The following is a 12,536-nucleotide window of genomic DNA, read 5'->3' as shown; positions in this document are numbered from 1 at the left end:
GAGATCCGAGGGCGCGACCCACTACCGTAGAGGCGTGGTGGCCACCTCATTCCACGACCTGTTCAGCCGGCTGCGGCCCGGCGCCAGCGCCCACGCGGCGGGCATCGCCCGAGGCTACGGCGCTACGACCGCCCGCACGATCACCGCGACCGACGGTCTCACCCGGCTGCGCTGCGCCTCCCTGCTCAAGCCCCTGTACGCCTGGGCGGCGGCCGAGCACCTCGACACGGCCCGCTGGGCAGAGCACGCAGAGCCCGCCGTCGTCGTCTCCTCCAACGCCGACACGCTGGGCCTGTGGTTGTCCGTCGGCCCGCACGTGATCCTCGACGGCATCGCCCGCCGCACCGGCGTGGCCTGGTCGCCGCCCAGCGCCGACCTGTCCCGCTTCGGGTCGGTGGAGGTCGCTGCGGACGAGGTCGCCACCGCGTACGCCGCCCTCGCACAGGCGGCACTCGCGGGCGATCCGGTCGCCGACACCGTTCTCGGCTGGATGCGCCAGGTGGGGGCGGGGCAGACGTTCGGGGCACGCGAGGTCGCCGGCGTCGCCGACGCGGCGGTCAAATGCGGCTGGTACGGCGCCGCCGACGAGACCACGTTGCGCACCCACGCGGTCGTCGTCCTGCCGCAGGCGGGCACGGACGTCACGGTCGCGGTGGCGCTGACCGCCCAGCCGTACACGGTGGAGAAGGATCGGCAGGTCTACCGGGACAATGTGGCGAAGGGGCTGCCCGTGGAGGACGTCCACGAGGCGGCGGGCGGCGAACTGCTGCGCGGCCTGCTCGCCACGACATTGCGCGAGCTGGGCGCCGTCTGAGGGCGCCCAGCCTCCTCCTCACCTCAGGTCGTCGAACTCCCCGTCCTTCACCCCGAGCAGGAACGCGTCCCATTCGGAGGATGTGAAGAACAGCCGGGGACCCTGCGGATCCTTCGAGTCACGCAGGACGAACAGCAGGTCCTCCTCGGACTTGTGCGTCAGGGTTTCCTCGGGTTCGGTGAGGACTGCCACTTCGACGCAGTCTCCACCGTTGCTCCCGCTTCGACGGGACTTGCGCCACTGGAGATCTCTCATATCTCCTCCACCACCTTCGACAGCAGATCTAGTGTTGTGTTCACTGGCAGCGCGAGCGATCGGATGACGTCAAAGCGCCGTGCGATCGACTCGACGTCCGGTGGGCGGTCCGACACATACCCCTCCCTGGCGGATTCCACATAGACCAGGTCGGGGTCGCCAGGGATCCTGGCGATGACGAACGCCCCCGTCAGCCCGGCCACGGCCGGACACTCTCTCGGCACCACCTGCAAGGTGACATTGGGCAGGCAGGCCGATTCGATCAGTGAGCGCACCTGGGCGCGCATGATGGCGGGTGCCCCGATCGGCCGGTAGAGCACCCACTCGTCGATCACCACCCCGTACATCGGAGGGTCCGGCCGGTGCAGGATCGCCTTGCGGGACATGCGGGCCGTGATGGCCGCCTCGATCTGCTCGTCGGTCGCGGCAGGCTCCTGGCTGAGCACCTCGCGGGCGTACTCCTCGGTCTGGAGCAGGCCGGGCACCAGCAGCGGCTGCCAGGTGAGTAAAGCCAGCGCCGCCTGCTCGATCTCCAGCCACGGCCGGAACCACGCCGGATGCGCGGCATTGCGCACCAGCGGCCACAGGCGGACGAGGGCGCCGCCGGTGCCGAGGGCCTGGTCGGCACGCTCGGCGAAGTCACGGGAGGGCGTGCGCCTGGCCAGCTCGATCGCGCACACGAGCGACAGCGAGTAGCTCAGGCGCTCGGCGAGCTGCTCCTGGGACAGCCCGGCGCGCACCCGGTGCTGACGCAGCTCGGAGCCGAAGAAGGCGAGCGCGCTCGAACCGGGGTCGAGCTCGCGGGCAGGAGGCATCGGCCGCTCCACGAGTGGGGGTTCTACAAGCGTTCTACAAACGCCGTCGTTCGTGTACCTAGGGTAGTCGTGCGAGTGCACTCTGGTATCAGGAATCCGCTAACCCTGGGAGCGTGAGTGCCGATGAGTACGCTCTATTCGCAGCAGTCGGAGGAGGAGCAGCTCAGCAGGCTGGGGCTGGTGCAGGAAGGGCTCGCGAGCGTGGGCATCAGGTCCCTGCTGGTACGGCGGCTGCGGCTGCGGCTGGTGCGGGGGAGGTTCCACCCGCCGGAGCCCGACGGTCCGACGCTGGTCGCGGGCGGGGTCACCGTGAGTGTGTCGGACGGATACGTGGTGCGCGGGCCCGACGCCGTCGCCGTCTTCTCGGGGGCAGACGACGCCGTCGCCTACACGGGCCTGCTCCTCCGCTGAAGGAGAAGGGGGAACGGGCCCACGTCCGCCGCGCCCGGCGTCCGTGAGCCCGTCGAGGGCATTTCGATCAGTAGCCGGCCACGTACAGCAGCCGCTCCTTGATGCCGTCGTAGTCGTCGACGTTGTTCCAGTTGAGCGTGCCGGTGGCCTGCAGCGAGGCCTTCACCGCCGCGGGGGAGGCGCCGGGGTTGTTGGCCTTGTAGAGGGCCGCCCCGCCGGCGACGTGCGGGCTGGCCATCGACGTGCCGGAGATGGTGTTGACGCCGCTGCCGGTCCATGTGGACAGGATGCAGACACCGGGGGCGATCAGGTCCACGTCGGCGCCGTCGTTGGAGAAGTCGGCGAGCGTGTCGTCGACGTCGGTGCGGCAGGTGGGGGCCGCTCCGCCACCGGGCAGGCCGTTGAAGTCGGCGAGCGCGCTGACCGTGATGACCTCGTCATAGGCCGCGGGCACCGAGTTGGCCGAGTTGCCGTTGTTGTTGCCGGCGGCGACGACGAAGGTCACGCCCGCCCTGACGGCCGCGCAGATCGCCCGGTGCATGGCGTCGTTGTTGGAGTTGCCGCAGTTGTTGTCGTCGGTGCCGACGCCGCCGAGGCTCATGTTGGCGACCTCGATCTGCGAGGCGTTGGCGGTGACGTAGTCGATGCCGCAGATGACCTGCGCCCAGGTGCCGCTGCCGGTGTTGCCGAGCACGCGTACCGGCCACAGCCGCGCGCCGGGGGCCACGCCGACGACCTGGTTGTTGTTGTCGAGGGCGCCGATGGTGCCCGCGACGTGGGTGCCGTGCCCGTTGCCGTCATTGGCGCTGGTGCCGGTGTTGCAGTTCCTGGCACCGGCTGTGTAGACGTTCAGGTCCGGGTGGTTGAGCTGGATGCCGGTGTCGATCACCGCGACGTCGACGTTGACCCTGGTGTCGACGTTGTTGATGGCGGCGGTGGGGCTGAGTTCCGCGTCGACCCGGTTGATCCCGGTCGGCAGGGTCTGGACGGCGGTGGTCACCGTCCGGTCGGGCTGCACGAACTGCACGGTGGGGTCCTTGGCCAGTTCGGCGGCGGCTTTGGCGGACATCTTCGCCGAGTAGCCGCGTAACGCGTGGGTGTAGACTTGGTCCACTGTGGCGTCGTGGGCCTGTGCCTGGGTCTGTGCCAGGGCGGGGGCGTTCGCGTCGTCTTCGAGCACGACGATGTAGCCGCTCACGGGGTCTGGGGCGGCGGCGCTCACGGCTGATGCCGGGAACACCGCGAGGGCGAGGGAACTTGCGAAGAGGACTGCAAGGGGCGTTTTGCGCACAGGAGATCCTCCGCTCCGGCACCCGGTCGGGTGCGCAAGCCGAGATTGACAGACAGGGTCAATTCATTCCATAGCGTGAGTGGATATTTATCTGATTTTTACACAAAGAGGTTTATGTGGCCATTAATCGCGCTAAAGGGCGCAGGCGGAATATTTTCGTACCCGACAATTCGTGCTCCCGGGGCATGTCTGAAGAGGCCGCTTGCGCAAGCCTGGCGGTGCGAAGGGGTTAGCCCGGGGCTTCCTCGTTCATGATCAGGTCGAGGAGGCCGGGGAAGCGCGAGTCGAACTCCGGGCGGCGCAGCCGGTTGAGGCGGCGGGCGCCCTCGCCGCGTTGTTCGAGCAGGCCGACGTCGCGCAGCACGGAGAAGTGGTGGCTCAGCGTGGACTTCGCCACGGGCAGGTCGGTGAACGTGCCGCACGGCAGCGTCCAGTCGGGCACGGCGGCCAGGCGGCGGACGATGCCGCGGCGCACGGGGTCGGCCAGCGCGCCGAGCGCGGCCTGCAGGGACGTCTCGGCCGGTGGGGTGTGGCTGATCGCCGGCCCCTTGGTCGACCCGACTCGATCATGGGTGTACTGTTCCATCTCGATCGAACATCTTAGCCGTCTGGGAGGGCGACCGTGGAAGGACGCATCGGAGTCTGGCACGCCAAGCTGGGGTCGGGGCCCACACAGCCCGCGCGCGAGGCGGCGGCCGAGATCGAGGCCATGGGCTACGGCTCGGTGTGGGTCAACGAGGCGCCGGGCGGCCGCGCGCCGTTCACGTCGGCGGCCGTCCTGCTCGCGGCCACCGAGCGCGTCAGCGTCGCCACGGGCATCGCCAGCATCTGGGCCCGCGACGCGGCGGCGACGGCGGCGGAGTCCGACACGCTCGGCGACGCCTTCCCCGGCCGCTTCGTCCTCGGCCTCGGCGTCAGCCACGACATCCTGGTCCAGCTGCGCGGACACGACTACAGCAAGCCGCTGGCCGCGATGCGCGCCTACCTGACGGCCATGGACACGGTCGAGACCGACGTGCCGGAGCCCGCGCGCCCGGCGCCCCGCCTGCTGGCGGCGCTGCGCCCCAGGATGCTCGAACTCGCCCGTGAACACGCCGACGGCGCCCACCCGTACTTCGTCCCGTTGGAGCACACGGCGCTGGCCCGCGAGATCCTCGGTCCCGACCGCCTCCTGGTGCCCGAGCAGGCGGTGCTGGTCGAGCCCGACCCCGACACCGCCCGCCGGGTGGCCCGCGAGCACATGTCGGTCTACCTGATGCTGCCCAACTACGTGAACAACCTGCGCACGCTCGGCTTCGACGACGCCGACTTCGCGGACGGCGGCAGCGACCGCCTGGTCGACGCGCTGGTGGCGTGGGGGGACGAGGAGGCCGTGGCCGCCCGCGTGCACGCCCACCTGGCGGCCGGCGCCGACCATGTGGCGATCCAGCCGCTGACGGCCGGCGGGCCCGACCTCGCCGACGCACTGACCCAGCTGCGGCGCCTGTCCGCGCCGCTGCTGTAGCCGTCCGAGTACACCGCCGTCCCCGCAGGACCCGCCGTTCTTGCCGGCCCGGCCGTCTTCGAAGGACCCGCCGTTTTCAACGGGCCCGCCGCCTTCGCAGGGCCCGCCGTTCTTTCAATGGGCCCGCCGTTTTCGCAGGACCCGCCGTCACGGCCGGCCCCGCCCACCCGCCACCCGCCGACCCGGGCGGGCGGCCTCCAGGAAGACGCTCCGCACCGCACCCGTCCCCGCCGTGACGCCCGGACGTGCGCCCTCGGCGGCGAAACCGGGACCGATCGCGGCCCGGCGCGCGGGCCCGGCGCGGTGGGGAAGGTAGTCTGCGCAGGTCAGGTTGCGGCGTTCTGTTTGAGAGTGAAGGCATGAGCACATCCGAATTCGTCCTGACTCTGTCCTGCCCCGACCGGCCCGGCGTGGTCGCCGCCGTGTCCGGGCTGCTCGCCGGGCACGGCTGCAACATCAAGGAGAGCCAGCAGTTCGGAGCCGAGCGCTTCTTCATGCGGGTGCAGTTCACGGCCCCCGTCGGCGAGGACGAGCTGGGCGCCGCCTTCGCGGCGCTGGCGCCGGACTTCGCGATGGAGTTCAAGCTGCGCGACGTCGCCCGCAAGCCACGCGTACTGATCATGGTCAGCAGGTTCGGCCACTGCCTCAACGACCTGCTCTACCGGGTCCGCTCCGGGGGCCTCGACATCGAGGTCGTGGCCGTCGCCTCCAACCACCCGGACCTTCGGCCGCTCACGCAGTCGTACGGGATCGACTACCACCACCTGCCGATCACCCCGGAGACCAAGCCGAAGCAGGAGGCCGAGGTGCTCACGCTGGTCGAGCACTACCAGGTCGACCTGGTGGTGCTGGCCCGGTACATGCAGGTGCTCTCCGAGGACCTCTGCGAGAAGCTGGCCGGGCGGGCGATCAACATCCACCACTCGTTCCTGCCGTCGTTCAAGGGCGCCAGGCCGTACCACCAGGCGCACGCCAGGGGCGTGAAGCTGATCGGCGCGACCGCGCACTACGTGACCTCCGACCTCGACGAGGGGCCGATCATCGAGCAGGAGGTCGCGCGGGTCAACCACAGCCACACGCCGGAGGATCTCGTGGCGATCGGCCGCGACGTCGAGTGCGTGGCGCTGGCGCGCGCCGTCAGGTGGCACGCCGAGCAGCGGGTGGTGCTCGACGGCCACAAGACCATCGTCTTCCACCGCTAGCCTCCCGGGCGGTCATGAGGCGAGTTCGGTGGGCAACTCGGCGCGGCCGGAGATCCTGAGCTTGCGGTAGACGCGCGTCAGGTGCTGCTCGACGGTGCTGACGGTGATGAACAGGCTGCGGGCGATCTCGTGGTTGGTCTCGCCTCGGGCCGCGAGTGCCGCCACACGGCGTTCGGCGTCGCTGAGCGCGCTGATGCCGTCCGCGTCCTCCGGCGGCGGCGCCACCTCGCGGGGCCTGCCGCGCGTGGCGGGAGGAGGGAACGCCTGGCACGTCCTGGCGACCTGAGAGGCGAAGCGGCCGGTGGTACGGGCGTGCCCGGTCTGGCCCAGCGCGCGCTGCGCCGAGCTGAGGTCGGCCAGCGCCCACGCCAGCTCCAGCCGGTCGCCGCCCTCCTTGAGCGCCTCGACGGCCTCCTTCAGCAGCGGCGGGCGCCTGCGCTGTTCGCTGGCGGCCGCGAGCACCCGCAGGGTGATGCCGCGCGTGCGCGGCCCGCCCGCGCCCGGCCGGTCGAGTTGCTCGGTGGCGAGCCTGCGGGCCTGGTCGGAGCGTCCCATGGCGAGGTGGGCCGCGGCCGCCCCGGTACGCCAGGGGATGAACGCGGGCATGTCGAGCCGCCAGGCGGACATGAGCGAGCCGCACTTGGTGAAGTCGGCGAGCGCGGCGTGGTAGCGCTCGGTGGCCAGGAAGTAGCGGCCTCTGGCGTACAGGTAGTGCAGGCCGTACCGGGTGCCGTACATGGCCTCCGGCACCGGCTGGGCCAGGCGCAGCGCGGCCGCGTCGTGCTTGCCGAGCACGGTCGTGGCCAGCAGCAGCGTGGACAGCGGCAGCCCGACGGCGACGCCCCAGCCGTGGGGACGCAGCAGCGCGAGCGCCGCGTCCGCGAGGCGCTCGGCCTGTGGCAGGACCCCCCGGCGCAGCGCGATCTCCGCCTCCACGGCCGTGATCAGCGCCTGCCAGCTCGCCGCCTGCCTGGCGGCGGCCTCGCGGGACAGCACGGCGCACCAGCGGGCGCTGCGGTCGGTCCGGTCGGCGTACACGAGGGCGAGCAGGGCAGAGACGATGGGCTCGACGGTGCTGTCGTCCAGCCGTACGCTCTCCAGGACCCGCTCGGCCTGGACGACGGCCTCGGCGTCACCGCCCCGGGTGAGGACGGCGGCCAGCGCGTGCGTGGCCTCCACTTCGAGTTCGCGCACCGGCAGCAGGGTGGTGCGGTCACGGTCGCCCGCGAGGGCCTGGCCGGGCTCGGCGAACCGGGGCAGGGCGAGGGCGAGCCACTGCCTGAGATCCTCGGCGTCCTCGGCGGCCAGACCCTCCAGCAGCTCGCCGGGGCGGTCGAGGCGCCCGTACCACAGCAGCAGTTTCGCCGCCCTGATCCGGTCGAGACCCGAAAGGTCGCCGTTCCGGACGCTCTCGGCGAGCTCGGGCAGGTGGCGCAGGGCCTTGGCGGCGTCGGTGCGCCACTCCGCGCCGGCCAGCCCCAGCAGGTAGCGGGCGCGCTCGCCCCGGTCGGCCGCCGACCGCCCGGCCAGTTCGAGGTAGGCGACGGCGCGGTCCACCCGGTCGTCGGCGAGGGCGTCGCGGGCGGCGGTCGCGAGGAGTTCCGGCATCCACGGCAGCGGGGCCGATCCGGCGGCGGTGAGCTGCGCCGCGATCTCGCCGGCGCCGGCGCCGCCGTCGTGCAGCAGGCGGGCGGCGCGCAGGTGGAGGCGAGCGCGTTGCTCCTGGCCGAGCGCGTGCAGGACGGTCGTGGCGAGGTGCGGATGGCGGAGGTCGCCGTCGGCGAGCAGCCCGGCGGAGGTGAGCGCGCGCAGGGCGGGGGCCACGCGCGCCGGGTCGGTCGCCAGGAGCCCGGCGAGCAGCTCCGGGCGACCGGGCCCGAGGACGGCGAGGCCGCGCGCGATGTCCATCGTCTCCTCGCCGCCGCGCCGCAGGCAGGCGAACACCGCGCGGGCGAACTCCTCACCCGGGTGCGGCGCCTCCTCCGGCTGCCGGGGCCGGTCGGCGATGCCCGGGTGTGGTGTCTCCCCCCGTTGCCGGGGCCGGTCGGCGATACCCGGGCGAGGTGTCGCCTGCCGCTGCCGGGGCCGGTCGGCGATCAGGGCTTGGAGCAGGAGCGGGTTGCCGCCGGTGAGCGCGTGGTGGGCGGCGGCGCGGCGGCCCTGGCCGTGACGTGCGAGGACGGTCGCCACCCCCTCCTCGGTAAGCGGCGCGACCCGCAGCCGGTGGCTGTGGGGCAGGTGGTGGAGTTCGGGGCCGAGCACCGGAAGGGACAGGCCGTGCCGATCGAGTTCGGTCATCACGAGGAGGATCCGCGCCTCCCTGAGCCGGTGGGCGAAGTAGTGCAGGAACCGCAGCGAGGGCGGGTCGGCGTGGTGGACGTCGTCCACCGCGACGAGCACCGGCCGCTCGGCCGACAGGGACACCAGCGTGCTCCACAGCCGGTGCATGACGGGCGCGAGCACCTGCTGGGCGGCCTCGTTCCCCTCATCGGACCACATGGTGGCGACGGCGCTCTCGTACAGCAGCTTCCCGAGCTCCTCCGGGTCGTCCCGGCCCGGGACGACGGTGCCGAAGAGCTGGCTCATCACCTCAAGGGGGAGGCGGCTGCCGGGTACCGATCCGGCGGCGGTCAGGACCAGCCCGCCGGCTTCCGCCACCTGCTCGCAGAAGCGGTGGAGGAGTGCGCTCTTGCCCGTGGCGGCCGATCCGTCGATGACGACGGCCGAGCCCCTGCCGTCACGGGCACCCTCGAAGACCTCAGACAGGAAACGGAGTTGTTCGCCCCGTTCGGCTAATACCATCTGCTCCGTCCTTCAGTAAATACCGTAATGCGATAGGAATGGTGTGCGGTCGGAGGGCTTGTGCCGGGTGTGTCGGGTGGGGTCGGGGCACCCGAACGAGTCTGCCATCTGACTTCATAGCCTGCAATATGCGGCAAAGTGATTTGAGCACCTTGCATTCATTGCAAAATTCCGGCGCATGGCGTCGTCTCCGACCAGCTCATCCGCCGTACGAGGGCTTGACGATCATGGGTGAAGGTGTCAGCAGCGCGTGAACGCCGGCCTTCGCCGTCCGCCGGGCGCGGACGATCATGGGCCGGGCCGTGGGCGGCGACCCGGACGGGTGCTGCTTCAATTCCGAATTCGCCGTTCCGGCGAACGCCTATTGTTTTCCGCCGGTGAATATTTGAAAAGTGCGAGGATTATGAACCCCCTTGAGAAACCCGCCGCGCCTGACGATATGGTGACAACCATGGTCACTCTTCACGAACTCTCGCGCGACTGACGTGACGGGCACACTCTGGGCGGTCAGCGACCTGCACGTGGGCGTCGCCGACAACCGCCCGCTGGCCGAACGGCTACGGCCGGAAGGCGACGAGGACTGGCTCATCGTGGCCGGTGACGTCGCCGAGACCGCCGCCGACATCGAATGGGCCCTCGGCATGCTGGCCCGCCGCTTCGCCCAGGTCGTGTGGGTGCCGGGCAACCACGAGCTGTGGACGGTCCCCGCCGACCCCCTCCAACTGCGCGGCGTTGCGCGCTACGAGCACCTGGTCGGGCTGTGCCGGGCCCTCGGCGTACTGACACCGGAGGACCCCTATCCGGTGTGGTCGGGGGCCGGCGGGCCGGTGCGGATCGCGCCGCTGTTCGTCCTCTACGACCACACCTTCCGCACCGCCACCGCCGCGACCCCGCAGCAGGCCATCGAGCAGGCATACGACGCCGGAGTGGTGTGCACGGACGAGTTCATGCTCCACCCCGACCCGTACCCGGATCGCATCGCCTGGTGCGCCGCGCGCGTGGAACTGTCCGAACGCCGCCTCACGGCCGCCGGCGACGAACTGCCGTTGGTGCTGGTCAACCACTGGCCGCTGGTACGACAGCCCACGGACGTGCTGCACCACCCCGAGTTCGCGCAATGGTGCGGCACCGTGCGCACCGCCGACTGGCACCGCCGCTTCCCCACGGCCGCCGCCGTCTACGGTCACCTGCACATTCCGAGGACGACCGTGTACGACGGCGTGCGCTTCGAGGAGGTCTCGATCGGCTACCCGCGCGAGTGGCGCAGGCGCGGCCACCCGAGAGGGTTGCTGAGGAAGATCCTGCCCGCCGACTGACCTCAGTCCAGGCCGAGCTGCCCGGCCATGAAGGTGAGCGTGTCGGCCGACAACTCGATGGTACGGCTCAGCGACCGGGCGCCGTGGCCGACCTCCGCCTCGTTGCGCAGCAGGATCGGCCCCCGGCCCGAGGAGGCGTGCTGCAGGGCCGCGCACATCTTCCAGGCGTGCAGCGGGTGCACCCGGCTGTCGGACTGGAAGACCGTGAACAGCGTCGCCGGATAGGCCACGCCCTCGCGGACCCGGTGGTAGGGGGAGTAGGCCCACAACCAGGCGAACTCCTCCGGGACGGCGGCGGAGCCGTACTCGACGTTCCACGTCGCGCCCAGCCCGAACTTCTCATACCTCACCATGTCGAGCAGGGGCGCCGAGCACACGACGGCCGAGTACAGCTCGGGCCGCTGCGTCAGCACCGCGCCCACGAGCAGCCCGCCGTTGGAGCCGCCCGAGACGCCGAGTTGCGCCGAGGTGGTGATCCCGGCGGCGACCAGGTGCTCGGCGGCGGCGTGGAAGTCGTCGAAGACGTTCTGCTTGTGGGCGAGCATGCCCGCCCGGTGCCACTCCTCGCCCTCTTCGCCGCCGCCGCGCAGGTTGGCGATGGCGTACACGCCACCGGCCTCGACCCACGCGAGGATGGAAGCGGAGTAGCCGGGCGTCATCGAGATGCCGAACCCGCCGTAACCGTTGAGGATCGTCGGGCGCGGCCCGTCGCGGTCGACCGGCTCGATGATCAGCATGCGGACGTCGGTGCCGTCCTTCGACCGGTAGACCGCCTGCGAGGTCTTCACCGCCGGGACCTCGACGGCCCCGGGGGAGGCCGCCCACAACGTCGTCTCCCCGGTACGGGCGTCGTAGCGCTGGATCGTGGGCGGGGTGGTGTTGTCGGTGTAGCCGAACCACGCCTCGTGGCCGCCCTCGGGGCGCTCGGCGATCCCGCCGATCGAGCCCAGCCCCGGCGTCGGCACGCCGCCCTTGCGGGCGCCGGTCGCGAGGTCGTGCACGGAGATCTCGGAGATCGCGTGCCTGGTCCACCCGACCAGCATGACCGGCTCGTCGAGGCCGTCGAGGATCGCGTAACCGGACAGCACCGCCTCGGGGTCCTCGGCGACCAGGTCGTGCCACACGGTGGGCTCGGCCGGGTCGGCCACGCAGATCCGGGCCCGGGGGGCGTCGCGGTCGGTGTGCACGTACAGTCGTCCGTCGCGGCCGAACGTCAGGCCGGTCTGGGCGTCCACTCCCTCCTGGACGACCTTCAGGCCGGGCCGGTCGAGCCGGGAGGCATGGAGGTCGGCCACCCACAGGTCGTTGCGCGGGGCGGTGCCCTCGTGCGCGGAGACCTGCAGCCAGCGCCCGTCGCGAGAGACGGAGACGCCGTAGTAGTTGGTCATCTTCCGGCCGTCGCCGAAGATGACCACGTCCTCCTCGGTGGAGGTGCCGACCCAGTGCAGATAGACGCGCCGGTGGAACTGGCGCTCGTTCTCCGGCACCTCGGTGCTCGGCAGCCGCCTGACGTAGTAGAACGCCTCGCCGCCGGGCAGCCAGGCGATGGGGGAGTAGCGGCAGCGGTCGATCGGGCCCTCGATCCGCGTGCCGGTGGCCACGTCCATGATGTACAGGACCGACTCCTCGTCGCCGCCGACCGAGATCTGGTAGGCGAGCAGGCGGCCCTCCTTGTCGGGCTGGACCGCGTCGAGCGTGGTCAGGCCGGACGGGTCGAGCGCCATCGGGTCGACGAGCGCCCGCTCGGTGCCGTCCGCCTCGGCGACGTAGTAGACCGCGTGCTCCTGGCCGGGAAGGCGGCGGGAGAAGAAGCGGCGCTCCCCGCGCCAGGCGGGTACGCCGACCGCTCCCGACTGCAGCAGCTCCGTGATGCGCGTCTTGAACCGCTGCGGCCCCGCCTGCTCCTTGAACAGCCGCTCCTGGGCCAGCAGCCAGCCCTTGGTCTCGGGGCCGTCGGAGTCCTCCAGCCAGCGATACGGGTCGGGCACGGGCGTCCCGTGCAGGTCGTCGACGAGATCTTCACGGCGTGCGGTCGGGTACATGCCTGAACCCTACCGGCGTGGCGTAAAGCCCTGGTGATGCGGGCATAAAACAGACTGTGCGCCTCATCAGCCCGTTAATGGGGT

11 protein-coding genes are annotated in these 12,536 nt (G+C 71.4%); 5 read left to right on the top strand and 6 right to left on the bottom strand.

Annotated elements, in window-relative coordinates; genetic code table 11:
* Nucleotides 1-34: 34 nt before the first annotated feature.
* On the top strand, nucleotides 35-814 hold the full coding sequence (locus ABD120_RS04060) for a hypothetical protein (RefSeq protein WP_343948310.1): 780 nt from the start codon (nucleotides 35-37) through the stop codon (nucleotides 812-814).
* A gap of 18 nt (nucleotides 815-832) precedes the next feature.
* Here ABD120_RS04060 and ABD120_RS04055 read toward each other — a convergent pair whose 3' ends face one another.
* On the bottom strand, nucleotides 833-1,069 hold the full coding sequence (locus ABD120_RS04055; protein ID WP_343948309.1) for a DUF397 domain-containing protein: 237 nt from the start codon (nucleotides 1,067-1,069) through the stop codon (nucleotides 833-835).
* On the bottom strand, nucleotides 1,066-1,884 hold the full coding sequence (locus tag ABD120_RS04050; protein ID WP_343948308.1) for a helix-turn-helix domain-containing protein: 819 nt from the start codon (nucleotides 1,882-1,884) through the stop codon (nucleotides 1,066-1,068). Before ABD120_RS04050 ends, ABD120_RS04055 begins: the two co-directional genes overlap by 4 nt.
* Before the next feature lie 123 nt (nucleotides 1,885-2,007).
* Between ABD120_RS04050 and ABD120_RS04045 the strand changes: the two genes are divergently transcribed.
* Nucleotides 2,008-2,295, top strand: a complete 288-nt coding sequence (locus ABD120_RS04045; RefSeq protein WP_343948307.1) for a hypothetical protein — start codon at nucleotides 2,008-2,010, stop codon at nucleotides 2,293-2,295.
* 67 nt (nucleotides 2,296-2,362) lie between these two features.
* Here the strand turns inward: ABD120_RS04045 and ABD120_RS04040 are convergent, their stop codons facing one another.
* Complete coding sequence (locus ABD120_RS04040; protein ID WP_343948306.1) at nucleotides 2,363-3,586, bottom strand: S8 family serine peptidase; 1,224 nt, start codon at nucleotides 3,584-3,586, stop codon at nucleotides 2,363-2,365.
* A gap of 229 nt (nucleotides 3,587-3,815) precedes the next feature.
* Nucleotides 3,816-4,172: an ArsR/SmtB family transcription factor gene (locus ABD120_RS04035; protein WP_343948305.1), complete on the bottom strand. Its 357-nt coding sequence runs from the start codon at nucleotides 4,170-4,172 to the stop codon at nucleotides 3,816-3,818.
* 36 nt (nucleotides 4,173-4,208) lie between these two features.
* On the opposite strand from ABD120_RS04035, the gene ABD120_RS04030 reads away from it, so the two are divergent.
* Together ABD120_RS04030 and purU are read left to right on the top strand one after the other, a co-directional pair.
* Nucleotides 4,209-5,090, top strand: coding sequence for a TIGR03620 family F420-dependent LLM class oxidoreductase (locus tag ABD120_RS04030; protein ID WP_343948304.1), 882 nt, complete (start codon nucleotides 4,209-4,211; stop codon nucleotides 5,088-5,090).
* Between the two features lie 359 nt (nucleotides 5,091-5,449).
* Nucleotides 5,450-6,292 (top strand): formyltetrahydrofolate deformylase, encoded by an 843-nt coding sequence (gene purU, locus ABD120_RS04025; protein ID WP_343948303.1) that lies wholly within the window; start codon nucleotides 5,450-5,452, stop codon nucleotides 6,290-6,292.
* Between the two features lie 12 nt (nucleotides 6,293-6,304).
* Here the strand turns inward: purU and ABD120_RS04020 are convergent, their stop codons facing one another.
* Nucleotides 6,305-9,094, bottom strand: a complete 2,790-nt coding sequence (locus ABD120_RS04020) for an AAA family ATPase (protein ID WP_343948302.1) — start codon at nucleotides 9,092-9,094, stop codon at nucleotides 6,305-6,307.
* A gap of 485 nt (nucleotides 9,095-9,579) precedes the next feature.
* On the opposite strand from ABD120_RS04020, the gene ABD120_RS04015 reads away from it, so the two are divergent.
* Nucleotides 9,580-10,410: a metallophosphoesterase family protein gene (locus ABD120_RS04015; RefSeq protein WP_343948301.1), complete on the top strand. Its 831-nt coding sequence runs from the start codon at nucleotides 9,580-9,582 to the stop codon at nucleotides 10,408-10,410.
* Between the two features lie 2 nt (nucleotides 10,411-10,412).
* On the opposite strand, the gene ABD120_RS04010 is transcribed toward ABD120_RS04015, so the two are convergent.
* Nucleotides 10,413-12,452 (bottom strand): prolyl oligopeptidase family serine peptidase, encoded by a 2,040-nt coding sequence (locus ABD120_RS04010; protein ID WP_343948300.1) that lies wholly within the window; start codon nucleotides 12,450-12,452, stop codon nucleotides 10,413-10,415.
* Between the last annotated feature and the right edge of the window lie 84 nt (nucleotides 12,453-12,536).

The sequence above is a fragment of the Nonomuraea longicatena genome, assembly GCF_039525605.1.
GTDB classification, from domain to species: Bacteria; Actinomycetota; Actinomycetes; order Streptosporangiales; family Streptosporangiaceae; genus Nonomuraea; species Nonomuraea longicatena.
Note: the sequence above shows the minus strand (reverse complement) of the source record. Positions and strands in the feature narration are given on the sequence as shown.

Bases quoted from the DNA above. Each gene is read 5' to 3' on its own strand.
- ABD120_RS04055 (WP_343948309.1), bottom strand. From the start codon at position 1,069: ATGAGAGATCTCCAGTGGCGCAAGTCCCGTCGAAGCGGGAGCAACGGT.
- ABD120_RS04045 (WP_343948307.1), top strand. From the start codon at position 2,008: ATGAGTACGCTCTATTCGCAGCAGTCGGAGGAGGAGCAGCTCAGCAGG.
- ABD120_RS04010 (WP_343948300.1), bottom strand. From the start codon at position 12,452: ATGTACCCGACCGCACGCCGTGAAGATCTCGTCGACGACCTGCACGGG.
- ABD120_RS04020 (WP_343948302.1), bottom strand. From the start codon at position 9,094: ATGGTATTAGCCGAACGGGGCGAACAACTCCGTTTCCTGTCTGAGGTC.
- ABD120_RS04035 (WP_343948305.1), bottom strand. From the start codon at position 4,172: ATGGAACAGTACACCCATGATCGAGTCGGGTCGACCAAGGGGCCGGCG.
- ABD120_RS04050 (WP_343948308.1), bottom strand. From the start codon at position 1,884: ATGCCTCCTGCCCGCGAGCTCGACCCCGGTTCGAGCGCGCTCGCCTTC.
- purU (WP_343948303.1), top strand. From the start codon at position 5,450: ATGAGCACATCCGAATTCGTCCTGACTCTGTCCTGCCCCGACCGGCCC.